A 22,779-nucleotide genomic window follows, 5' to 3' on the forward strand; every position below is an offset into this window, starting at 1 on the left:
GATGGCCCACCGCGAAGCCTGCGACGTCGTTACTCGACTGCCTGCGAGGGCGGCGCAGGGGAGAGCCACCGGCTGGAGTGCCATGCCACCATCCGCACTGGACAACCGGACGATTGATTGACAGACGTGAACCACTGATGAAGGCTCGCGCTACAGGTCCTTCCACACCAGGAGGCGCAATGAGGCGCACACGGCTGGCGATCGCCGGCGTGTTCACTCTGGTCGGCGCACTCGCGCTGACCGCACCGGCAACTGCGCGGCCACCGTCCGATCCGACCGGCCGCGACGGTCTGGAGGTGTACGTCGGCACGGTGAACCCCGAGCAGTTGGAGAAGCTGCGTCACGCCGGAGTCGACCTCGGCCACGACCACGCCGAGACCGACCGTTCCGGGCAGACCCGGATCGAGACGGTCCTCAGCAAGCGGCAGGCCGCGCGGCTGGCCGGCCAGGGCGTGAAGCTGGAGGTCAAGAAGGTACGCGGCAAGGACGCCTCGCAGGCGCTGCGTGAGCAGGCCGCCGCGGGCTGGTCGGCGTTCCGCTCCTACAGCGAGCCCGGCGGCATCCGGGACGAGATCACCGCCACCGCCGCGCGGTACCCGCGACTGACCAAGGTGGAGACCATCGGCCGGTCGGTGCAGGGCAAGCCGATCCTCGCGATCAAGGTCACCAAGGACGCGAAGAAGGTCCGCGACGGCAGGCGGCCGGCGGTGCTCTACGCGAGCACCCAGCACGCCCGCGAGTGGATCACGCCGGAGATGACCCGGCGCCTGATGCACCACGTACTCGACCGGTACGGCACCGACCCGGAGATCACCCGGCTCGTGGACACCACGGAGCTGTGGTTCCTCCCGGTGGCGAACCCGGACGGCTACGACCACACCTTCACGCCCGGCAACCGGCTGTGGCGCAAGAACCTGCGGGACAACGACGGCGACGGGCGGATCACCACCGCCGACGGCGTCGACCTCAACCGCAACTTCAGCTACAAGTGGGGGTACGACAACGAAGGCTCCTCCCCCGACCCGAACAGCGACACCTACCGCGGCCCTGGCCCGAACTCGGAGCCGGAGACCAAGGCGCTGGACGGGCTGTTCCGGCGGGTCGGCTTCGAGTTCTTCGTCAACTACCACTCCGCGGCCCAACTGCTGCTCTACGGCGTGGGCTGGCAGGTCAGCACGCCCACCCCGGACGACGTGATCTACGAGGCGATGGTCGGTGACGACGCCAACCCGGCGGTGCCCGGATACGACCCGGACATCTCGGCGGAGCTGTACACCACGAACGGCGACACCGACACCCACGCCACGGTCCGCTACGGCACGCTCGGCTTCACCCCGGAGATGTCGACGTGCCAGGCGGCCGCCGCCTCCGACCCGGACGACGAGTGGCTGCCGGAGGACTGCGTCAGCGGCTTCATCTTCCCGGACGACGAGGACCTGATCGCCGCCGAGGTGGCGAAGAACCTGCCGTTCGCGCTCGCGGTGGCGAGGTCCACGCACGACCCGGACGACCCGGTGTCGGTGGTGGGCCGCAGCACCGCGGACTTCGTGGTGGACAGCTTCGACACCTCGTACGGGCGGAACCAGCAGGTCGCCTCGATCACCCGGCGCGCGCTGAAGAACGTGCGGATGCACTACACGGTCAACGGCAGCCGGCCGAAGACGGTCAGCGTCCGCGAGTGGCAGGGCGGCGAGCGGTACGGGAACACCCACGACGACTACTACGCCGAGCTGCGCGGCAGGGTGACCGGCACCCGGCCGGGCGACGAGGTGGAGGTCTGGTTCAGCGGCAGCAAGCCGGGAGCCGGAAAGGTCACCAGCGAGCGCTTCACGTACCGGGTGCACGACGACATCGGCGGCGAGGTCCTGGTGCTCGCGACGGAGGACGTGACCGGGCTCAGCCCGGCCCAGGGCGTCACCACCGCGAAGTACGCCGACGAGATGACCGCGGCGCTGACCGCGGCGGGCCGCACCAGTGACGTGTACGACTTCGACGCGATGGGCCGGAAGGCACCGCACCCGCTGGGCGTGCTGTCGCACTACCGGGCGGTGCTGTGGGAGACCGGTGACGACGTGATCCCCCGGGCGCCCGGCCAGGTGCCGGGGACGGCGGCCCGGTCGGCGCTGGAGACCGAGCTGGCCGTCCGGGACTACCTGAACGAGGGCGGCAAGCTCCTACTCAGCGGCAAGTACGCCCTGTTCGCCCAGGCCGCCAACGGCGCGTACGCGTACCAGCCGAACGGGCCGGCGGAGTGCACCGACCCGGACGGCGCCACCTGCCTGCCGCTGCTGAACGACTTCCAGCAGTACTGGTTGGGGGCGTACACGTACGTCAGCGACGGAGGCACCGGCGCCGACGGCCCGTACGCGGTGACCGGCGAGGACGGCGCCTTCGCCGGCTACGCCGGGACGCTGAACGCGCCCGGGTCGGCGGCGAACCAGGACCACACGGCGTCGTTCCTGACCACGTCGAGCTTCCTGCCGCGGGACCAGTTCCCGCAGTTCGCCAGCTCGGCGCCGGTGGGCTGGGAGCGGCCGGGCGCCGCGCCGTTCGACCCGCGCACCGGCGACTGGTACCTGTGGAGCGGGCAGGCCGACGAGTCGTACAAGCGGCTCACCCGCACCATCGACCTGACCGGTGCCAGCAGCGGCGAGCTGCGCTTCTTCACCTCGTACGACATCGAGCCGAACTGGGACTACCTGATCGTCGAGGCGCACGAGGTGGGCAGCGACGCCTGGACGACGCTGCCGGACGCCAACGGGAAGACGGGCACCGGCACCGGCGAGAGCTGCGCGTCCGGCTGGGTGGAGCAGCTGCACCCGTGGCTCGCCCGGTACCAGGGTGAGGACTGCTCGCCGAGCGGCACGACCGGCAGCTGGAACGCCGCGACCGGCGCGTCGAACGGCTGGCAGGAGTTCGTGGCCGACCTGTCCGCATACGCCGGCAAGAAGGTCGAGGTGTCGATCTCGTACGCGTCGGACTGGGGCACCCAGGGCCTGGGCGTCTTCCTCGACGACGCTCGCGTGGTCGTGAACGGCGCGACGGTCAGCGAGACCTCGTTCGAGACCGACCTGGGCGGCTGGACGGTGGCCGGCCCGCCGCCGGGCTCGGCGGGCAACGCCACCGACTGGGCGCGCAGCCAGCAGGCGTTCGAGGAGGGGTCGGCGGTGGTCACCGCCGACACCGTCTACCTCGGCTTCGGCCTGGAAGGGCTGGCTCCGGCGGCCCGTGACGACCTGGTCAAGCGGGCGCTGGCCCACCTGACGGGGGCGGCGCGCCGCTGACGGTCCTTCCCCGGGTGCGCCGGCGGTCCGCCCGGACCGCCGGCGCACCTGTCGTACGGGGCCTGCCTCGAAGTCCGGCCGCCGGCGGTGACCTCGACCTGGGCCCTAAGCCCGCCCAGGTGGCCCGGGTTGTGGTGAGCTGGAGGTATGGATCGGATCCGGCTCGGGCTGGTGCTGCACCCGACCCGGGACGTGTCCGAGGTGGTGACCATCATCGCCGGCTGGGCGAGCCGGCACGGGAAGAGCCTGGCGGTCCGGGTGGAGGACCGGCACCGGGTGCCCGCCACGGTGGAACCGCTCCCCGCCGACGAGGTGGCCGTCGCCTGCGACGCGCTGATCAGCATCGGCGGGGACGGCACGATGCTCGGCGCCCTGCGCTCGGCGGTCCGCGACCCGAAGCCGGTGCTCGGCGTGCACCTGGGCCGGCTCGGCTTCCTGGTGGAGGTGGAGCCGCCCGACCTGCCGGCCGCGCTGGACCGCCTGGCCGCCAAGGACTTCACCGTGGAGCGGCACAGCTGCCTGGTCTGTGACGTCTGCGGCGACGACGTCGTGGCGTTCAACGACGTCGCGCTGGTCCGGCAGCCGGGCTCGGGTTTCGTCACCGCCACCCTCGGGGTGGACGGGCAGCGGTACGGCTACTACCGCTGCGACGCGCTGGTGGTGAGCACACCCACCGGGTCGACCGCGTACAGCTACGCCGCGGGCGGCCCGCTGGTCTCCCCGGCGAGCGACGCGGTGGTGGTGACGCCCTCCGCGCCGATGGCCGGGATCTCGCGCGCGGTGGTGCTCTCCCCCGACGAGCGGATCCGGCTGGAACTCGCCCCGGACTCCGCGCCGGTGGCCGTCGAGATGGACGGCCTGGTGATCCGCGACGCCGCGACCGAGGGCGCGGTGGAGGTGACCTACCGCCGGGACGCCGGCCTGGTGGTCCGCCTCGATCCACGCCGCTACCAGGAGCGCAACCAGCTCAAGCTGAGCCTGCTGGACCTGCCGCTGCTGCCCGAGCAACTCCGCGAACTGCTCCCCGAGGGCCTCCGCGAGCAACTCAACCGCCGCGAACTCCCCCCACCCCGCTAACCCCACCCCGACCCCAACCCCCGACTCCCGCGATCTTGCGCTTTCTGCCCAGGGCAAAGCGCCCATACCCCCGCAATTCAAGGGCCGAAAGTGCAAGATCGGCGACGACGGGGTGGGGGTGGGCGGGAGAGCCCCGGGGGGTGTTAGGCCTTGGCGAGCACGGCGGACACCAGGTCCTTCGCCTCCTGTTGGATTCGGGCCAGGTGGTCCGGGCCCTGGAAGGACTCGGCGTAGATCTTGTAGACGTCCTCGGTGCCGGAGGGGCGGGCGGCGAACCAGCCGCTCTCCGTCGTGACCTTGAGGCCGCCGATCGGGGCGCCGTTGCCACGGGCGGTGGTGAGCGTGGCGGTGATCGGCTCACCGGCCAACTCGGTCGCCGTCACCTGCTCGGGCGACAGCTTGCCGAGCACGGCCTTCTGCTCGCGGGTGGCCGGGGCGTCGATCCGGGCGTACGCGGGCGCGCCGAAACGCCCGGCCAGTTCCGCCCAGTGCTCGCTGGGCGTCCGGCCGGTGGTGGCGATGATCTCGGACGCGAGGAGGCAGAGCAGGATGCCGTCCTTGTCGGTGGTCCACGTGCCGCCGTCCCGCCGGAGGAAGGACGCCCCGGCGCTCTCCTCGCCGCCGAAGCCGACCGCGCCGTCGAGCAGGCCGGGCACGAACCACTTGAAGCCGACCGGCACCTCCAGCAACGGGCGCCCCAGGTCGGCGGCCACCCGGTCGATCATGGACGAGGACACCAGGGTCTTGCCGACCGCGGCGGCCGGGCCCCACTGCTCCCGGGTGCGGAACAGGTGGGCGATCGCCACCGCCAGGTAGTGGTTGGGGTTCATCAGGCCGCCGTCGGGGGTGACGATGCCGTGCCGGTCGGCGTCGGCGTCGTTGCCGGTGGAGACCTGGTAGTCGGCGCGGGCGGCGATCAGGGACGCCATCGCGTTCGGCGACGAGCAGTCCATCCGGATCTTGCCGTCACCGTCGAGGGTCATGAAGCGCCACGTCGGGTCGACCGTCGGGTTGACCACGGTGAGGTCGAGGCGGTGCCGCTCGGCGATCTCGCCCCAGTAGGCGACGCTGGCGCCGCCGAGCGGGTCGGCGCCGATGTGGACTCCGGCGGCGCGGACCGCGTCGAGGTCGAGCGCCGCCGGCAGGTCATCGACGTAGCGGGCGAGGAAATCGTACGAGCCGGTGGTGTCGGCGGCGCGCGCCCGCGCGTACGGGATGCGGCGCACCTCCTTGAGCCCGGCGGCGAGGATCGCGTTCGCGCGGTCCTGGATCCACTTCGTGACGTCGGTGTCGGCCGGCCCGCCGTGGGTCGGGTTGTACTTGAATCCGCCGTCGTCCGGCGGGTTGTGCGACGGGGTGATGACGATGCCGTCGGCGAGGCCGCTGGTCCGCCCCCGGTTGTGGCTGAGGATCGCGTGCGAGACGGCCGGGGTCGGCGTGTAGCCGTCCCGGCTGTCCACGAGGACGGTCACCTCGTTGGCGGCGAGCACCTCCAGCGCGTCGACCGCGGCCGGGGCGGAGAGCGCGTGCGTGTCGCGGCCGAGGAAGAGCGGGCCGTCCAGGCCGCGCTCCCGGCGGTAGTCGCAGAGCGCCTGGGTGACCGCGAGGATGTGGTCGGAGTTGAAGGCGTTGCGCAGCGACGAGCCCCGGTGCCCGGAGGTGCCGAAGGAGACCTGCTGCGCCGGGTCCTCCGGGTCGGGGTGCTCCGCGTAGTACGCGGTGACCAGCATCGGCACGTCGACCAGGTCGGACGGCTGGGCGGGCTGGCCCGCGCGGGGATGCGCGCTCACGGTTCCACCTTCTGGCCCTTGCCGATGACGACGATGCCGTTGTCGGAGACGGTGTAGCGCTGCCGGTCCTTCTCCAGGTCCACGCCGATCTCGACGCCCTCCGGCACGTACACGTTCTTGTCCAGGATGGCCCGGCGGATCACCGCGTGCCGGCCGATCTCGACGCCCTCCATGAGCACCGCGCCGTCGACGTGCGCCCAGGAGTGCACCTTGGCCTTGGGCGAAATCACCGAGTTCTCCACGAGCGAGCCGGAGATCACCGCTCCCGGCGAGACCATCGACGCGACCGCCCGGCCGACCCGCTCGCCCCACTGGTGGACGAACTTGGCCGGCGGGTACGGCGGCTGGGCGCTGTAGATCGGCCAGTCGAAGTTGTAGAGGTTGAACACCGGGTGCACGTTGATCAGGTCCATGTGGGCGTCGTAGAAGGAGTCCAGCGTCCCCACGTCGCGCCAGTAGCCGCGGTCCCGGTCGGTGCTGCCCGGCACCTCGTTGTCCTTGAAGTCGTAGACGTTGGCCTCGCCCCGCTCGACCAGCATCGGGATGATGCTGCCGCCCATGTCGTGCTTGCTGGTCTTGTCCTCCGCGTCGCGCTCCACCGCCTCGCAGAGCGCCTTCGTGGTAAAGACGTAGTTGCCCATCGAGGCGTAGATCTGGTCCGGGGCGTCGGGCAGGCCGACCGCGTCGGTGGGCTTCTCGCGGAACGCCCGGATCCGCCGGCCGTCCGCGCCGACCTCGATCACCCCGAACTGGTCGGCCATGGACAGCGGCTGCCGGATCCCGGCCACGGTCACTCCGGCGCCGGAGGCGATGTGGTCCTCCACCATCTGCCGGGGGTCCATCCGGTAGATGTGGTCGGCGCCGAAGACGATCACGTAGTCGGGCTGCTCGTCGTTGATCAGGTTGAAGCTCTGGTAGATCGCGTCCGCGGAGCCCGCGAACCACCACGGGCCGCGGCGCTGCTGGGCGGGCACGGGGGTGACGTAGTTGCCCAGCATGGTCGACATCCGCCAGGTCGTGGTGACGTGCCGGTCCAGCGAGTGGGACTTGTACTGAGTCAGCACGACGATCTTGAGATAGCCGGCGTTGGCCAGGTTGGAGAGGACGAAGTCGACCATGCGGTACATCCCGCCGAACGGGACGGCCGGCTTGGCCCGGTCGGTGGTGAGCGGCATCAGGCGCTTGCCCTCCCCACCCGCCAGGACGATCGCGAGCACCTTGGCAGCCATGTCCCGACGCTAGCGATCCGGCCGCGACTTCACCACTCGTACGGGCACAGTTCCGCAGCCGGTGCGGCGTGGGTTTCTGCACTATGGTGCCGGGCATGACCGACTCCGCCCGGCTCCGCGTCGACCTGCTCACCCGTGAGTACCCGCCCGAGGTGTACGGCGGGGCCGGGGTGCACGTCGAGTATCTGGCCCGCGAGCTGCGCCGACTCGCCGAGGTGCGGGTCCACTGCTTCGGTGCGCCGCGCACCGAGCCCGGGGTCACCGCGTACGCCGAACCGGCCGGCCTGGCCGGCGCGAACGCCGCGCTGCGGACGATGGGCGTGGATCTGGAGATGGCTGCCGGATGCGCCGGCACCGGCGTGGTGCACAGCCACACCTGGTACGCGAACCTCGCCGGGCACACGGCGAAGCTGCTGCACGGTGTGCCGCACGTGGTCACCGCGCACAGCCTGGAGCCGTTGCGCCCGTGGAAGGCCGAGCAGCTCGGCGGCGGGTACGCGCTGTCCTCGTGGTGCGAGCGGACGGCGGTGGAGTCGGCCGACGCGGTGATCGCGGTGAGCGCGGGGATGCGGCAGGACGTGCTGACGGCGTACCCGGCGGTGAACCCGGACCGGGTGAAGGTGGTCCACAACGGGATCGACACCGCGCAGTACGCCCCGGACCACAAGACCGACGTGGTCGACCGGCTCGGGATCGACCCGTCCCGCCCCAGCGTCGTGTACGTCGGGCGGATCACCCGGCAGAAGGGCCTGCCGTACCTGCTGCGGGCCGCGCGGGAGCTGCCCGCCGACACGCAGCTCGTGCTGCTGGCCGGCGCGCCCGACACCCCGGACATCGCCGCCGAGGTGGAGAGCCTGGCCGCCGAGCTGCGGGCCAACCGTTCGGGCGTGGTGTGGGTGGCCGAGATGCTGCCCAAGCACGAGGTGATCCAGGTGCTGACCCACGCCACGGTCTTCGTGTGCCCGTCCGTCTACGAGCCGATGGGCATCGTCAACCTGGAGGCGATGGCCTGCGAGACCGCGGTGGTGGCCACGGCGACCGGCGGCATCCCGGAGGTCGTCGTCGACGGCGAGACCGGGCTGCTGGTGCCGATCGAGCAGGCCGGCGACGGGACCGGCCGGCCGCTGAACCCGGAGCGCTTCGTCGCCGACCTGGCGGCCCGGATCAACGAGGTGTTGGCCGATCCCGCGCGGGCCGCCGAGTTCGGGCGGGCGGGGCGGCTGCGCGCGGTCGAGCACTTCTCCTGGGACACCGTCGCGCGGCGGACCCTGGAGGTGTACCGGTCGGTGGGCGCCGCCGGCTGACCCTGTCTCAGCTCTCCGGTGTGATCAGGTCCAGCTTCGGGAAGTAGGTGCGGTACCGGGAGCCGTCGCGGGTGAGTAGCCGGTATCCGCACACCGCCGCATGGGCTCCGATGTAGAAGTCGGCGATCGGGGAGCGCTTGGCTCCCCCCTGAGAGCGGTATGTCGCGTATGCCTTACCGGCCAGGAAGCCGGCCGGATACGGCAGTTCCTCGCGGAGGAAGTCGGCCGCCGGAAGCGCCTCGTCGAGCGCCTCGATGGTGTCGAAACGCACCGAAACCTCGGCGTAGACGATGGGATTGACGACCAGGACCCCGGCGTCCCGGGCCTCCGCCAGCGCGTCGCCCGACCACGCGGCCCACCGGGGATCGTCGGTGAAGATGTCGAGCAGCACGTTGGTGTCCACCAGTGTGGTGGCGGAATCTTCGGGCCGGCTCGCGACCGCGCGGAGTCGGTCACTCACCACGCAGCAGCTCCATCAGTTCGTCGGTGGACATGCCCTCGGCCTGCTTCGCCCCGCCGCGGCCACGCATGTGGCGGACCAGGCGCTGTCCCCTGCTCTCAGCACCGCTGACCCGGACGATCCGCAGGGCGCCGCCCTCCTCGACGACGTCGACCTCGTCGCCCTCGTGCAGTCCGTGTCGGGCCCGCAACGCGGCCGGGATCGTGACCTGGCCCTTGCTGTTGAGCTTCATGAAGCCTCCTCGTACCACGTAATACCAACGATACGTGTCAGCAGGAGGACTCGCTGCCCCCAGCGAAAGGTTGGTCACCCGGCTGACCCGAGCGCGAAGCGATCTCGCGCAGTAGGTTGACGGGGTGACTGGACGGTTCCCGATCGAAGACGTCTCCCCCGTCGTCTCGTGCGGTCGCTACCCGGCCAAGGCGGTCGTCGGCGAGTTGGTCCCGGTGTCGGCCCGCGCCTACCGCGAGGGGCACGACGCGCTGGGCTGCAACGTGGTCTGGCTCGGCCCGGACGGGCAGGCCCGGCCGTTCACCCGGATGCGTCCCGGGGAGCCGGGTCAGGACCGGTGGCACGCCACCATCCGGCCGGACGCGGTCGGCGAGTGGACGTTCACCGTCGAGGCGTTCTCCGACCCGTACCTGACGTGGCAGAACGCGGTGACCAAGAAGATCGCCGCCGGTCAGGGGCCCGAGGACCTGGCCAACGACCTGGCCGAGGGCGTCCGCGTGCTCACCGCCGCCGCCGAGCTGGTGCCCCCGGCCGACCGGAAGCGGGTGGCCGCCGCGGTCGCCGCGCTCGCCGACCCGGTGCTGCCGCTGCCCCGCCGGGTGGGTCCCGCGCTCGAGCTGGCCGATCTGCTGTGGGAGCACCCGGTCCGGGAGCTGGTCACCACCGGCGACGTGTACCGCATCTGGGTCGACCGGAAGCGGGCGCTCTTCTCCGCCTGGTACGAGTTCTTCCCCCGCTCCGAGGGCGCGATCCCGGCGACCGTCGACGCGCCGGCCCGCTCCGGCACGTTCGCCACCGCGACCGAGCGCCTGCCCGGTGTCGCGGCGATGGGCTTCGACATCCTCTACCTGCCGCCGATCCACCCGATCGGCCGGATCAACCGCAAGGGCCGCAACAACACGCTGGTCGCCGGGCCGGACGACGTGGGTTCGCCGTGGGCCATCGGCGCGGCCGAGGGCGGCCACGACGCCATCCACCCCGACCTGGGTACGCCGGAGGACTTCCGGGACTTCATCGCCGCCGCCGCCGTGGCGGGCCTGGAGGTGGCGATGGACCTCGCGTTGCAGTGCGCGCCGGACCACCCGTGGGTCACCGAGCACCCGGAGTGGTTCACCACCCGCGCCGACGGCACGATCGCGTACGCCGAGAACCCGCCGAAGAAGTACCAGGACATCTACCCGCTGAACTTCGACAACGACCCGGAGGGGATCCGCGCGGAGATCCTGCGGGTGGTGCTGCACTGGGTCGGCGAGGGCGTGAAGATCTTCCGGGTCGACAACCCGCACACCAAGCCGGTGAACTTCTGGCACTGGCTGATCGCCGAGGTGAAGAAGGTCGACCCGGACGTGCTCTTCCTCGCCGAGGCGTTCACCCGACCGGCCATGATGCACGGGCTCGGCAAGGTCGGCTTCACCCAGTCGTACACGTACTTCACGTGGCGGACCTCGGCCGCGGAGATGCGCGCGTACTGCGAGGAACTGGTGGCGGCCGCCGACTACATGCGGCCCAACTTCTGGCCGAACACCCCGGACATCCTGCACGAGACGCTCCAGCACGGCGGCCCGCCGATGTTCAAGATCCGGGCGGTGCTGGCCTCGCTGCTCTCCCCGTCCTGGGGCATGTACGCGGGCTACGAGCTGTTCGAGCACGTCGCCCGCCCGGGTGCCGAGGAGTACCTGGACAACGAAAAGTACGAGCTGCGCCCCCGGGACTGGGCCGGCGCGCAGGCACAGGGTCGCTCCCTCGCCCCGTTCATCACCACCCTCAACCGGATCCGGTCGGACAACCCCGCCCTGCACCAGCTCCGCAACCTGGTGTTCCACGACATCGACAACCCGGCACTGCTCTGCTGGTCCAAGCGCGACGCGGACACCGGCAACACGGTGATCGTGGTCTGCTCCTTCGACTCCCAGAGCGTGCAGTGGGGCAACACCACGCTGGACATGCCGGCGCTGGGCTTCGACTGGCACGAACGGTTCACGGTGCACGACGAGCTGACCGGCGCCAGCTACGAATGGGGTCAGCGCAACGCCGTCCGGCTCGACCCGTACCTGCAACCCGCGCACGTGCTCACCGTGCGGCGTCCGGTCCCGCCCGCGCCGCCCCCACCGTCGGCCGCCGCACCGGCCGACCTCACCGTCGAGGCCGTGCCCGACGACCTCTCCGGCGGCACCGCACCCACTTCGAAGGACGAAGCCCGATGGACCAGCTGATCGCCGGCCACATCCACGATCCGCACGCGGTGCTCGGGGCACACCCGGCCGACGGGCGCACCACGATCCGCACGCTCCGCCGCGGCGCCGGCGATGTCGCCGTCCTCGTCGACGGGGAGCGGCACCCGATGAAGCGGGTGCACGACGGCGGGATCTTCGAGGCGGTCGTCCCCGGCGAGGTGCTCGACTACCGGGTCGAGGTCGACGGGCAGCCGCACGACGACCCGTACCGCTATCCGCCGACGGTGGGCGAGCTGGACCTGCACCTGATCGGCGAGGGCCGGCACGAGCGGCTCTGGGAGGCGCTCGGCGCGCGGGTGTTCGACGAGGGCGTGGCGTTCAGCGTCTGGGCCCCCAACGCGCGCGGCGTCCGCGTCGTCGGGGACTTCACCGGCTGGGCCCCGGACGACGGCTGGCCGATGCGCTCGCTCGGCTCCAGCGGCGTCTGGGAGGTCTTCGTGCCGGGGGCCGGGATCGGCGCCCGGTACAAGTACCGCGTCCTGGGGCCCGACGGGCACTGGCGGGACAAGGCCGACCCCCTCGCGGCGTACGCGGAGGTGCCGCCGGCCACCGCGTCGGTGGTGCATCACTCGACGTACGAGTGGAACGACGGCGCCTGGCTGGAGCGGCGGGCCCGCCGGGCCCCGCACCAGGAGCCGATGAGCATCTACGAGGTGCACCTCGGCTCGTGGCGGCCCGGCCTCGGCTACCGGGAGCTGGCCGAGCAACTGACGGCGTACGTCACCGAGCTGGGCTTCACGCACGTGGAGTTCCTGCCGGTGATGGAGCACCCGTTCGGCGGCTCGTGGGGCTACCAGGTCACCGGCTACTACGCGCCCACCTCGCGCTTCGGCGACCCGGACGAGTTCCGCCATCTCGTCGACACCCTGCACGGCGCGGGGATCGGCGTGATCCTCGACTGGGTGCCGGCGCACTTTCCGCGCGACGAGTGGGCCCTCGCCCGGTTCGACGGCACCCCGCTGTACGAGCACCCCGACCCGCGCCGGGGCGAGCACCCGGACTGGGGCACGTACGTCTTCGACTTCGGCCGCCGCGAGGTGCGCAACTTCCTGGTGGCCAACGCCCTGTACTGGTGCGACGAGTTCCACGTGGACGGGCTGCGCGTCGACGCGGTCGCGTCGATGCTCTACCTGGACTACTCGCGCCAGGAGGGTCAGTGGGTGCCGAACCAGTACGGCGGCCGGGAGAACCTGGAGGCCATCGCGTTCATGCAGGAGACGAACGCGACGGTCTACCGGCACCACCCCGGGGTGGTGATGATCGCCGAGGAGTCCACGGCGTGGCCCGGCGTCACCCGGTCCACCGACAGCGGCGGGCTCGGCTTCGGGTTCAAGTGGAACATGGGCTGGATGCACGACACCCTGCTCTACACCTCGAAGGATCCGATCTACCGGCAGCACCACCACCATCAGCTCACGTTCTCCCTCGCGTACGCCTGGAGCGAGAACTACGTGCTGCCGATCAGCCACGACGAGGTGGTGCACGGCAAGGGCTCACTCGCCGGCAAGATGCCGGGCGACACGTGGCAGCGGCTGGCGAACGTCCGGGCGCTGCTCGCGTACATGTGGGCGCACCCGGGCAAGCAGCTGCTCTTCATGGGCTGCGAGCTGGCCGACGACCGGGAGTGGAGCGAGGAGCGCGGCCTCGACTGGTACCTGCTGCACGACCCGGGCCGGGCCGGCGTCCAGCGGCTGGTCGGCGACCTCAACCGCATCTACCGCGAGACGCCCGCCCTGTGGGCGCAGGACACCGAGCCCGCCGGGTTCCGGTGGATCGCCGGGGACGACGTCGCCAACAACACCGTCTCGTTCATCCGGATCGCCCCGGACGGCGCGACGCTGGTCTGCGTGGCGAACTTCTCCGCGCTGCCCCTGGAGGGATACCGGATCGGTCTGCCCACCGGAGGAACGTGGACCGAGGTGCTCAACACCGACGCTCAGCACTACGGCGGGTCCGGCGTGGGCAACCTCGGGCAGGTCCGGGCCGAGGACGTGCCGTGGCACGGGATGCCGGCGTCGGTAGCGCTCCGGGTGCCCCCGCTCGGCGTCCTCTGGCTCCGCCCGGCCTGAGCGCCGGCACCGCGGCCGGCGGCTTCGGGTGACGTGATCCACTCGACCTCAGTGAAGTCGGGGTGTTCGGTCCACCGGATAGCCCCGACTTCAGGGAAGTCGAGTTGATCTTCGGCTGGCGCGAGTCCGACGGTCACGCCGAGTACCCCGACCGGCCTGTTTCGTCACGCTGCGTGGATAGTTCGGCCGTCGGGCGTAGATTGTCTGAACTCCCCCTGCCGCCCTGCCGTACCGCACATCGGATGCCGGCCACTTCCTGACGGACGAGGCGGAGGGAGCTTCGATGGCGTCGACGAGACGCACCAGCAGCAGGACGACGGTGACACCGCGGCAGCGGAAGATCGCCGGAATCGCCGCGATCGCGGTGACGACAGGGGCCGCGTTCGCCGTGGCCACCGGCGTCGGCCAGGCGGCGGAGAACTGCCAGGGCCTCGACACCGCCCTACGCAACAACCTCACGTTCATCGCCGGCCAACGCCAGAACCCGGACGCCAACTCGGCGGCCCGGATCGCCAACCGGCAGGCGGTCGTCGACCTGCTCCAGCAGCGGCGCACCGCCGCAGGTTGCACCGCCCAGGTGGAGGTCGCCGGTGCGGTCTGCCCGGAAGTGCCGTGGGACGTCGCGGTGGCGGCGCGGGTGAACGACGCGTGGGCGGCCACCGAGCAGATGCGCGCCGAACGGGCGGGCCGGATCGACGACCCGCGGGCGACCGCCGCCCGGGTGCAGCAGGTGGACGGAATCGTCGACTCGATCGGCGGGATCGTGGACCAGGCGCGCCAACGGGCCCAGCAGCGAGCGGCCGGGACAGCGGCGGCGCCGGGAGGCGGCGCCGAGCAGGCAGCGGCGATCGTGGGCCAGGTCGGCGGCCTGATCCAGCAGATCGCGGGACTCGTCGAGGCGGCTCGCGCCGGAGCCGGGGCCGACCAGGACGCGGGCCAGGACGCCGGCGCCGGAGCCGGGGCCGACCAGGACGAGGGCCAGGACGCCGGCGCCGGAGCTGAGGCCGAACAGGACGCGGACGCCGGCGCGGGCCAGGACGCCGGCGCGGAAGCTGAGGCGGAGCAGGCCGGTGACGCCGGCGAAGCGGGTGACGCCGGACAGGCGGGCGACAACGGCGAGGCAGGCGACGCCGGCCAGGCGGGCGACGCCGGCCAGGCCGGCGAGGCGGGTGACGACGCCGGGGCGGAGCAGGAGGCCGGTGCCGGCGAGGACGCCGAGGCGGGCGCGGGGCAGGACGCGGTTGCCGAGCAGATCGCGGCCCAACTGGCGGAGGTACGGGCCCTGATCCAGGAGATCCGGGCGCTCGTGGAGGCGGTCCAGCAGGCCCGCCAGGAGGCCGATGCCGGCGACGAGGCGGGCGCGGGCAACGACGCCGAAGCCGGCGACGAGGCGGGCGCGGGTGACGACGCCGAAGCCGGCGACGAGGCCGGCGCGGGTGACGCCGCTGGCGACGAGGCCGGGGCGGGCAACGACGCCGACGCCGGAGCAGACGCCAACGGCAACGGCAACGGCAACGGCAACGGCGCTGCCAACGGCAACGGCAAGGCCAACGGCAAGGCTGGCGGTGCCGCCAACGCGAACGGCAACGGCAAGGCCGGCGGTGCCGCGGCTCCCGTCATGGTCGAGGACCCGAGCCCGGCAGGCTGCCTGACCGACAACTGAGATCCACTCCATGCCGCCGGCATCGTGGTGTCACCGGGTGCCGGAAGGCGCGATGCCGACGGCATGGAGATGATCACGCTCAGCGGGGCGGGGGCCAGGATCAGACCTGGCCCCCGCCCCGCAGCGGCTTCCACCGGCACTGGCGGCGGCCAGCGCGCAACCACTACCTCCCCCGCCGGCCCGGCCAACGAGGTGTTACCAGCCCGACCGGGGCACGCGCCCCCATCGGACGGCCGCCCAGGGGGAAGACCGGCGCCCGACCGGGCCGGTGTCGTCACGTCCCGTCACATCCATCACTCGCCGTGACACCGTCCGGCACACACTGCTGATCTTGTGGCCGTCGGGGCCCGCGGCGTGAACGATCCGCATCCGCCGCCCGTACCGCTCACCGATGCCGTTACGAGGAACGCGGAGGAGCTTCGATGGCGTGGACGACGGGCACAACGAGCAGGGGCGGGAAGACGACGTCGCGGCAGCGCAAGATCGCGGGTCTCGCCGCGGTCGTGGTCACCACGGGGGTGGCGTTCGCGGTGGCGACCGGCACCGGACAGGCGGCCGAGAACTGCCAGGGTCTGGACAACGCCCTGCGCAACAACCTCTCCATCATCGCCGCGCAGCAGCAGAACCCGGACGCCCAGTCGGCGGCCCGCATCGCCAACCGGCAGGCGGTCGTCGACCTCATCCAGCAGCGCCGGGCCGCGGCCGGCTGCACCGGCGAGGTGGAGGTGCCGGGCGCGGGCCAGGCCGGCAACGGCGGCCAGAACGGCAACGGTCAAGCCGGCAACGGGAACGGCCAAGCCGGCAACGGCGGCGAGAGCTGCCAGGGCCTGGACACCGCGCTGCGCAACAACCTGACCTTCATCGCCGCCCAGCGGCAGAAGCCGGACGCCCAGTCGGCGGCCCGCATCGCCAACCGGCAGGCGGTCGTCGACCTCATCCAGCAGCGCCGGGCGGCGGCGGGCTGCACGGCCGTGATCGAGGTGCCGGGCGCCAACGGCAACTGAGGATCCCTGCGGGACGCGGGCCGGGCGCGACGGACGTCAGACCAGGCCCGCGTCCCGCAGCAGCTTCCACAGGCCGGCGCCGTCCGGTGCGGAGAGCCACTTCTGCCCCAAGGGGCCGGCCGACGAGCTGTCGCCGGCCGGGTGGGGCATGCTGCCGGCGAGGACCGACTGGGTGGGCGAGAGCCGGCGGATCGCCACCCCGGCCACGTTCTCCGGGTGGGCGGCGGCGAACTCCCGGTAGATCTCCTGGTCGTGCTGACCGTCGTCGCCGACCAGCAGCCACTTCACCTCGGGGAACTCGCGGGCCAGCCGGGCCAGGGTGGCCCGCTTGTGCTCCCGCCCGCTGCGGAACCACCGATCCGCGGTCGGGCCCCAGTCGGTCAGCAGCAGCGGCCCGGCCGGGTAGAGGTGCCGGGACAGGAAACGGGTGAGGGTCGGCGCGACGTTCCACGCCCCGGTGGACAGGTAGAAGACGGGGGCGCCGGGGTGGGCGGTCACCAGCCGCTCGTAGAGCACCGCCATCCCGGGCACCGCCGCGCGGGCGTGCTCGTCCAGGACGAACGTGTTCCAGGCGGCGAGCAGCGGCCGGGGCAGCGCGGTGACCATCACCGTGTCGTCGATGTCGGAGAGGATGCCGAAGCGCACCTGCGGGTCGAGGATGCGCACGGGCGCCTCGACGGGCTCCGCCTCGGGCACGCTGATCCGCACCGATCCCCAGCCCGGGGGCAGGTCCGCCTTGACCACGGTGTCGACGAAGCCGCTGCGGTCGGTGCGGATCTCGTGCCGCTGCCCACCCGACTCGATGGTCACGGTGACGTACTTGGCCGGCAGGGTGGTGAAGCTGCGCCAGCCCCGGACCTTCTCCAGCCGGCCCCGTTGCCGGGTGTCCGGCCGTCCCAGCAGCACCCGGCACATCACGCGTACCCAACCGGGCGCGCCGTAGCCCGTGTAGGCGACGATGTTGGTCCGCCAGCCGGTCCGCCGCAGGCGGCGTTCGACCAGGTGGTGGACGGCGTCCTCGATGCGCGCGGCCCGGTGCAGTTGGGGAACGGCCAGCTGGCCTGCGGCAGTGGGTGGCACGCTGCAACCCTGCCACAACCGGCGTACGTCGGCCATGCGAGGCGACCGCGCCGGCCCGGGCCCCCACACCTCGTCTGGGCCGAACCGGCCCGACCCGCCGGTGCCGCGTGACAGACTCCGGTCGGGACGACGACGGGGGCGTTGGTCGTGTCGCAACCTGTGCACCGCGGGCGTCGGCGCTCGCAGCTGGACCGGCCGGCGCTCGTCGCGCTGGTGCTCGGAGTGGCCGGTGTCGGGTACCGGCTGGTCCTCACGCTGCACACCATCCCGGTGTCGAACAGCGACGAGGCCACCTTCGGGCTGGCCGCGCTGCACATCGCCGGGGGTCGGGAACTCCCCGTCTTCCTGTACGGGCAGCGCTACATGGGAATGCTCGAGGCGTACCTGGCCGCACCCCTGATCGCCGTCGCCGGGCCGAGCTGGCCGGTGCTGCGGCTGCCGCTGCTGGTGCTGTACGCGCTGTTCCTCTGGCTGATCCACCGGCTGACCCGGCGGATCGCGTCGCCCTGGTTCGCCACGCTGGTCGTGGGGCTGCTGGCGCTCGGCTCCGAGCGGGTGGTGCGGGACCAGCTGACCGTGGTGGGCGGCCGCCCCGAGGTCAAGGTGGCGGTTCTGGTGATGCTGCTGGTGGCCGTGGGCCTGGCCCGGGACACCATCCGGCACCGCCGGCTCGCCGTGGGCCTCTTCGGCCTGCTGGCCGGCGTCGCCGTCTGGTCCGACTGGCTGAGCCTGCCGTACGTCGGTGCCGCCACCCTCGCGCTGCTCTGGGCGACGCGCCGCGAGCTGCTCGGCTGGGCGGGGGCGCTGCTGGTCGCCGGAATCGCGCTCGGGATCGCCCCGATGATCCTGAACAACCTCGGCGCCCCGCCGGGCGAGGACTCTCTGTCGGTGCTCCGCGAGATCAGCACCCGGGCCGGACCGGCGCCGCCCTGGTCGCAGCGGATCTCAGGGGGCGTGCTGGAGGGGGTTCCGCTCGCCATGGGGCTCTGCCCGGTGGACGGCTGCGCCCGCTGGCAGGGGTGGTTCGGGCTGCTCTACCCGGTGCTGCTGGTGGTCGCCGCCGTGGTCGCGGTCGTCGCGTACCGTCGGGCCGCCGGCCGGGCCGCGCGGGTCGCCCCGGTGGTGCATCTCGCGCTGGTCGTCGGTGCGGCGCTGACCCTGCTGTCGTACGCGCGCAGCCCGCACTCCGTCACCGATCCGCTGGGCAACGCCCGCTACCTGGCGGTGCTGCAACTGTCCCTGCCGGCGGTGCTGTGGCCGCTGTGGCGGGCGGCGGTGGGCGCGTGGCGGGGAACGGCCGGTGTGGGCGGCCGGCTGACCGGCGCCGTCGCCACGGCGGCGCTGGCCGCTCTCGCCGCGACCACCCTGGTGGTCACGGTGCTGTTCGCGACCGTCGGCACCGGGGCCTCCCGGATCGAGGAGCGGGCGGCCCGCGACCTGGCCGACGTGCTGCGCGCGAACGGTCCCCGGGAGGTGTACGGGGACTACTGGACGTGCAACCGTCTGATCTTCAACACCGGCGAGGAGGTCGTCTGCGGGGTGCTCGACGACCGGTTCACCCCGGGCCAGAACCGGTACCCGGCGTACTGGGACCGGGTCGCGGTGGCCGGCCGCCCGGGGTACGTGGTGGAGGCCGGCTCGGCGCTGGAGCGGCGGTTGCGCCGGCTGCTCCGGGACCGGGCCGACGCCGCGCTCGTGGCTGACGTCGGCGGGTATCGCGTGTACCACCCGGAGACACCGGTCCGGCCCTGGCGGTAGGCCGGGGACGTACCCTGGCCTCCTCCGGTGCGCGGGCACCGGGAGCGAGGAGTTCCCCCCGATGCTCATCCTGCTGCCGCCCTCGGAGGGCAAGGCCGACGCCGGCACCGGCCGGCGGCTCGACCTCACCCGCCTGTCGCTGCCGGAGCTGACCCCGGCCCGCGAGGAGGTGCTGGCGGCGCTGGTCGCCGTGTCCGTCGACGGCGACGCGGAGGCGGCCCTGGGCGCGCTCGGGTTGAGCCCCGGCCAGCGCGGCGAGCTGCGCCGCAACGCCCGGCTGCGGGAGGCGGCCACCGCACCGGCCGAGCGCCTCTACACCGGGGTGCTGTACGAGGCCCTCGACCTCGCCACCCTGCCGCCGGCCGCGGTGCGCGCCGCCCGCCGGACGATCCTGATCAGTTCCGGCCTGTGGGGCGCGGTCCGCCTCACCGACCGGATCCCCCCGTACCGCTGCCCGGTCGGGGCGAAGCTGCCCGACGTCGGGGCGCTGTCGGCGTACTGGCGGCGGGCGCTGGCGCCGGCGATGACCGCGGCGGCCGGCGACGGGCCGGTGCTGGACCTGCGCTCCGGCGCGTACGCGGCGACCTGGGCCCCGCGTGGCGCGGTCGCGGACCGGACCGTGACGGTCCGGGTGCTGCACGAGCGGGACGTCGACGGGGTGGCGGTCCGGTCGGTGGTCAGCCACTTCAACAAGGCGACCAAGGGACGCCTCGTGCGGGACCTGCTGATGGCGGGGGCCCGGCCGCGCACCGCCGACGGGCTGATCGCCGCACTGCGGGACCTCAAGTACACGGTGGTGGAGCAGCCGTCGCCGGCCGGCCGCCCGCGCCCGGTCGACGTGGTCGTCACCGAGTTGTAGGCCGGATTACCCGCAAGATTTCCTCAAAGCTCGGCCGGATGTGTTCCGCCAGCGGGAGGCAGCGGCCACGGTAGGGGAACCCCGACCGTGCGAAGGAGCCCCGAGGTGGAACCGATCCTGCTCGACCGGCCCCGGCCGCCGTCGATCCCGCCACCACTGGACTGGCTGACGCTGGCCGACGCGTTCGAGGCCGCCTGCCTTCTGCGCTGCGTGACCCCGCCGGCGGTCGTCGGACCCCGACGTACCGCCCCCGTGTACCGGCCCGGGATCGTGGAGTTCAACCGGGAGGACGCCGCCCTTCGGATGCGTCAGCTGCTCGACCGGCTCGACGTCCCCGTCACGCACGAACGCGCCGTGGGCGGTCTGCGCCGCCGCTACGAGCTGCATCGGCTGACCGTGCCGGTGGCGCGGCGGCACGCGTACGCGACCTCGCTGGAGGCCGGCTGGCGGCAGGGGCGTCGCGAACTGCTCGGCGGCCCGGTGCCCGGCGCCTCGGCCGCCCGGCGCGTGTGGCGACCCCGCCTCGCCGCGGCGGCGTGGCGGGCCGCGCTGCTGGCCGGCGGCCGGCACGTACGCCGGCACATCCTCGGGGTCCGGCTCACCGACCGGGAGCTGGCCGCGGTCCTGGTCCGGGGCGCCGCCCTGCTGGACGTCCCGGCACTGCTGCGCCCGGGGACCGGCTGCTTCCTGGTCAGCGTCGCGCACGGCCCGGACCGGGACCGCATCCTGGAGGCCGCCGAACTGGGCAGCCCCCGCGAAGCGGACTGACGGGCGGCATCGGGGCGAACCGGGCCGGCCCGCTTGCGGTCGACCGCCCGGACGGCGCACAGTGCAGCCCGTGAACGCACGCGCCCGCCGAGCCGTCGCGGCGCTGCTGGCCCTGGTGCTGGCGGCCGTGCTGCCCGCCGGCTGCCGGGAGGACGCCGGCCCGCCGCTGCAGATCCGCATCGCCACCGGCAGCCCCACCGCCGTGTACCACGCCTTCGGGCAGTCGCTGGCCGCCATCCTGAACCGGGAGCTGCCGAACGTCCACGCCAGTGTGGTGGTGACCCCGGCGTCGGCGGAGAACGTCCGGCGCGTCGGCGCCGGCTCGGCCGAGCTGGGCTTCACCCAGGCCGACGTGCTGCCCGCCGCCCCGGGCGCGGACCCGTCGGTGGCCGCGGTCGCCCGGGTGTACGACGACCTGCTGCACCTCGTCACCAACGCCGCCGGGGGGATCCGCACGCTCGCCGACCTGCGCGGCCGGCGGGTGTCGGTGGGCGCGCCGGGCTCCGGGACCGAGATCACCGCGTCCCGCCTGCTCGACGTCGCGCGGCTGGGCGGTGACGGCGTACGCCGGGAGCGGCTCGGCCTGGACGACTCGGTCGCCGCGCTGCGTGAGGGCCGCATCGACGCGTTCTTCTTCTCCGGCGGCCTGCCCGTCCGGGCCGTCGCGGAGCTGGCCCGGGACCGGCACGTCCGGATCGTCGACCTCGGTGGATGGACCGAACCGCTGCGCGCCCGCCACCCCGGCGTCTACGTCTCGCGGGACGTCCCGCGCTCGGTGTACGGGGTGGATCCAGTCACCACCGTGGCCAACCCGAACTTCCTGATCGTCCGCGCGGACCTGCCGGAGGGGCTGGTCCGAGAGGTGACCCGGCTGCTCATGGAGCGGCGCGAGGAGCTGGCCGCGGCCCACCCGGCGGCCGGCCGGATGAGCCCCCGCTCGGCCATCACCACCGCTCCCCTGCCCCTGCACCCGGGAGCCGCCGCCTGGTACCGCGCCGCGAAACCCTAGACGTGGGTCAGGATTCCCAGGGGCTGTTCCGGCCGGGTATTCATCGCAGGGTGAGCCGGGTCTCGGATTCGACGCGGGTCAGCTTTTCCGGGTTGCGGACGTAGTAGAGGCCGGTGATGCGGGCGCCCTCGACACGGCTCGCCATGACGCCGTCGATCTCGCCGTTCAGGCGTACGAGGAGTGCCGGGTTGCCGTTGACCACGGTCGGTTCAGCGGTGAGCGTGCCTTGGACCTTGCCTAGATTACCGACGAACATGCGGACCACCTTCTCAGCGCCCGTGATCGGCCGCAGCGCGGCCTGCTTGACGCCGCCGCCGTCGCTCACCAGGACCACCTCAGGGGCGAGCACGTCGAGGAGTCCCTGCAGGTCCCCGGTTTCAAGCGCGCGCTGGAACGACTCCAGAGCTGCCCGGGTCTCGGCCGGTGAGACCACCCCGCGAGGGCGGCGGGCTTCGACGTGCTGGCGGGCGCGGTGCGCGATCTGGCGGACGGCCGCGGGGCTCTTGTCGACGGCGGCCGCGATCTCGTCGTAGCTGACATCGAAGGCCTCGCGCAGCACGAATACGGCGCGCTCGGTCGGCGAGAGCGTCTCGAGGACGAGCATCAGCGCCATCGACACACTCTCGGCCAGCTCGACGTCCTCGGCCACGTCCGGCGCGGTGAGCAGCGGCTCGGGCAGCCACGGGCCGACGTACGCCTCCTTGCGGCGTTTCATCGTGCGTAGCCGGTTGAGCGACTGCCGGGTCGTGATCCGGACCAGGTAGGCGCGCTGGTCGCGCACCTGCCCCAAGTCGACCTCGACCCACCGCAGCCAGGTTTCCTGGAGGACGTCTTCGGCGTCGGCCGCCGATCCGAGCATCTCGTACGCGACGGTGAAGAGCAGGTTGCGGTGCGCGAGGAAAGCCTCGGTCGCCGCGTTGGTGGCGTGGTCGTTCATGTCTCGACCCTTCTCCTTCGCGG

The 22,779-nt window shown here is 72.8% G+C and carries 17 protein-coding genes; 11 read left to right on the plus strand and 6 right to left on the minus strand.

From position 1 onward, the window contains the following. The first annotated feature begins 179 nt into the window (after window positions 1-179). On the plus strand, window positions 180-3,284 hold the full coding sequence (locus tag ACTMS0_RS16845; RefSeq protein WP_441156137.1) for a M14 family zinc carboxypeptidase: 3,105 nt from the start codon (window positions 180-182) through the stop codon (window positions 3,282-3,284). Window positions 3,285-3,431: 147 nt separating this feature from the next. After that, window positions 3,432-4,361 carry an NAD(+)/NADH kinase gene (locus ACTMS0_RS16850; RefSeq protein ID WP_441156138.1) on the plus strand — a complete coding sequence of 310 codons (930 nt, stop codon included), beginning with the start codon at window positions 3,432-3,434 and terminating at the stop codon, window positions 4,359-4,361. Between the two features lie 143 nt (window positions 4,362-4,504). Here ACTMS0_RS16850 and pgm read toward each other — a convergent pair whose 3' ends face one another. Together pgm and glgC are read right to left on the minus strand one after the other, a co-directional pair. Then, window positions 4,505-6,151: a phosphoglucomutase (alpha-D-glucose-1,6-bisphosphate-dependent) gene (gene pgm / locus ACTMS0_RS16855; protein WP_441156139.1), complete on the minus strand. Its 1,647-nt coding sequence runs from the start codon at window positions 6,149-6,151 to the stop codon at window positions 4,505-4,507. After that, window positions 6,148-7,380: a glucose-1-phosphate adenylyltransferase gene (glgC, locus tag ACTMS0_RS16860; protein WP_441156140.1), complete on the minus strand. Its 1,233-nt coding sequence runs from the start codon at window positions 7,378-7,380 to the stop codon at window positions 6,148-6,150. The genes pgm and glgC overlap by 4 nt, the downstream gene beginning before the upstream one ends. Window positions 7,381-7,475: 95 nt before the next feature. Between glgC and glgA the strand changes: the two genes are divergently transcribed. Next, window positions 7,476-8,684, plus strand: a complete 1,209-nt coding sequence (glgA, locus tag ACTMS0_RS16865; protein WP_441156141.1) for a glycogen synthase — start codon at window positions 7,476-7,478, stop codon at window positions 8,682-8,684. A 7-nt stretch (window positions 8,685-8,691) separates the two neighbouring features. On the opposite strand, the gene ACTMS0_RS16870 is transcribed toward glgA, so the two are convergent. Together ACTMS0_RS16870 and ACTMS0_RS16875 are read right to left on the minus strand one after the other, a co-directional pair. Then, on the minus strand, window positions 8,692-9,144 hold the full coding sequence (locus ACTMS0_RS16870; protein WP_441156142.1) for a type II toxin-antitoxin system VapC family toxin: 453 nt from the start codon (window positions 9,142-9,144) through the stop codon (window positions 8,692-8,694). Further along, a complete protein-coding gene (locus ACTMS0_RS16875; protein ID WP_441156143.1) occupies window positions 9,137-9,376 on the minus strand; it encodes an AbrB/MazE/SpoVT family DNA-binding domain-containing protein in 240 nt (79 codons plus the stop codon). Before ACTMS0_RS16875 ends, ACTMS0_RS16870 begins: the two co-directional genes overlap by 8 nt. Window positions 9,377-9,500: 124 nt before the next feature. Between ACTMS0_RS16875 and ACTMS0_RS16880 the strand changes: the two genes are divergently transcribed. The 4 genes from ACTMS0_RS16880 (at window position 9,501) to ACTMS0_RS16895 (ending at window position 16,345) form a co-directional block, all read left to right on the plus strand. Then, window positions 9,501-11,588: a maltotransferase domain-containing protein gene (locus tag ACTMS0_RS16880; RefSeq protein ID WP_441156144.1), complete on the plus strand. Its 2,088-nt coding sequence runs from the start codon at window positions 9,501-9,503 to the stop codon at window positions 11,586-11,588. Continuing rightward, on the plus strand, window positions 11,576-13,678 hold the full coding sequence (gene glgB, locus ACTMS0_RS16885) for a 1,4-alpha-glucan branching protein GlgB (RefSeq protein WP_441156145.1): 2,103 nt from the start codon (window positions 11,576-11,578) through the stop codon (window positions 13,676-13,678). The genes ACTMS0_RS16880 and glgB overlap by 13 nt, the downstream gene beginning before the upstream one ends. Before the next feature lie 283 nt (window positions 13,679-13,961). Continuing rightward, a complete protein-coding gene (locus tag ACTMS0_RS16890; protein WP_441156146.1) occupies window positions 13,962-15,341 on the plus strand; it encodes a hypothetical protein in 1,380 nt (459 codons plus the stop codon). Between the two features lie 422 nt (window positions 15,342-15,763). Further along, a complete protein-coding gene (locus ACTMS0_RS16895; RefSeq protein ID WP_441156147.1) occupies window positions 15,764-16,345 on the plus strand; it encodes a hypothetical protein in 582 nt (193 codons plus the stop codon). A gap of 36 nt (window positions 16,346-16,381) precedes the next feature. Here ACTMS0_RS16895 and ACTMS0_RS16900 read toward each other — a convergent pair whose 3' ends face one another. Continuing rightward, window positions 16,382-17,461 carry an App1 family protein gene (locus ACTMS0_RS16900; protein ID WP_441156148.1) on the minus strand — a complete coding sequence of 360 codons (1,080 nt, stop codon included), beginning with the start codon at window positions 17,459-17,461 and terminating at the stop codon, window positions 16,382-16,384. 111 nt (window positions 17,462-17,572) lie between these two features. Here ACTMS0_RS16900 and ACTMS0_RS16905 point away from each other — a divergent pair, with 111 nt between their 5' ends. The 4 genes from ACTMS0_RS16905 to ACTMS0_RS16920 all read left to right on the plus strand — a co-directional run bounded on the left by ACTMS0_RS16905 (window position 17,573) and on the right by ACTMS0_RS16920 (window position 21,819). Next, window positions 17,573-19,183: a hypothetical protein gene (locus tag ACTMS0_RS16905; protein WP_441156149.1), complete on the plus strand. Its 1,611-nt coding sequence runs from the start codon at window positions 17,573-17,575 to the stop codon at window positions 19,181-19,183. A 61-nt stretch (window positions 19,184-19,244) separates the two neighbouring features. Beyond that, a complete protein-coding gene (gene yaaA, locus ACTMS0_RS16910) occupies window positions 19,245-20,042 on the plus strand; it encodes a peroxide stress protein YaaA (RefSeq protein ID WP_441156150.1) in 798 nt (265 codons plus the stop codon). Window positions 20,043-20,147: 105 nt separating this feature from the next. Further along, entirely contained in the window at window positions 20,148-20,810 is a 663-nt protein-coding gene (locus ACTMS0_RS16915; protein ID WP_441156151.1) for a hypothetical protein, read from the plus strand. 70 nt (window positions 20,811-20,880) lie between these two features. Further along, window positions 20,881-21,819: a TAXI family TRAP transporter solute-binding subunit gene (locus tag ACTMS0_RS16920; protein WP_441156152.1), complete on the plus strand. Its 939-nt coding sequence runs from the start codon at window positions 20,881-20,883 to the stop codon at window positions 21,817-21,819. Window positions 21,820-21,859: 40 nt separating this feature from the next. On the opposite strand, the gene ACTMS0_RS16925 is transcribed toward ACTMS0_RS16920, so the two are convergent. Beyond that, window positions 21,860-22,756 (minus strand): RNA polymerase sigma-70 factor, encoded by an 897-nt coding sequence (locus ACTMS0_RS16925; RefSeq protein WP_441156153.1) that lies wholly within the window; start codon window positions 22,754-22,756, stop codon window positions 21,860-21,862. Window positions 22,757-22,779 lie beyond the last annotated feature (23 nt).

It is taken from the genome of Micromonospora sp. H33, assembly GCF_052068455.1.
GTDB lineage: Bacteria > Actinomycetota > Actinomycetes > Mycobacteriales > Micromonosporaceae > Micromonospora.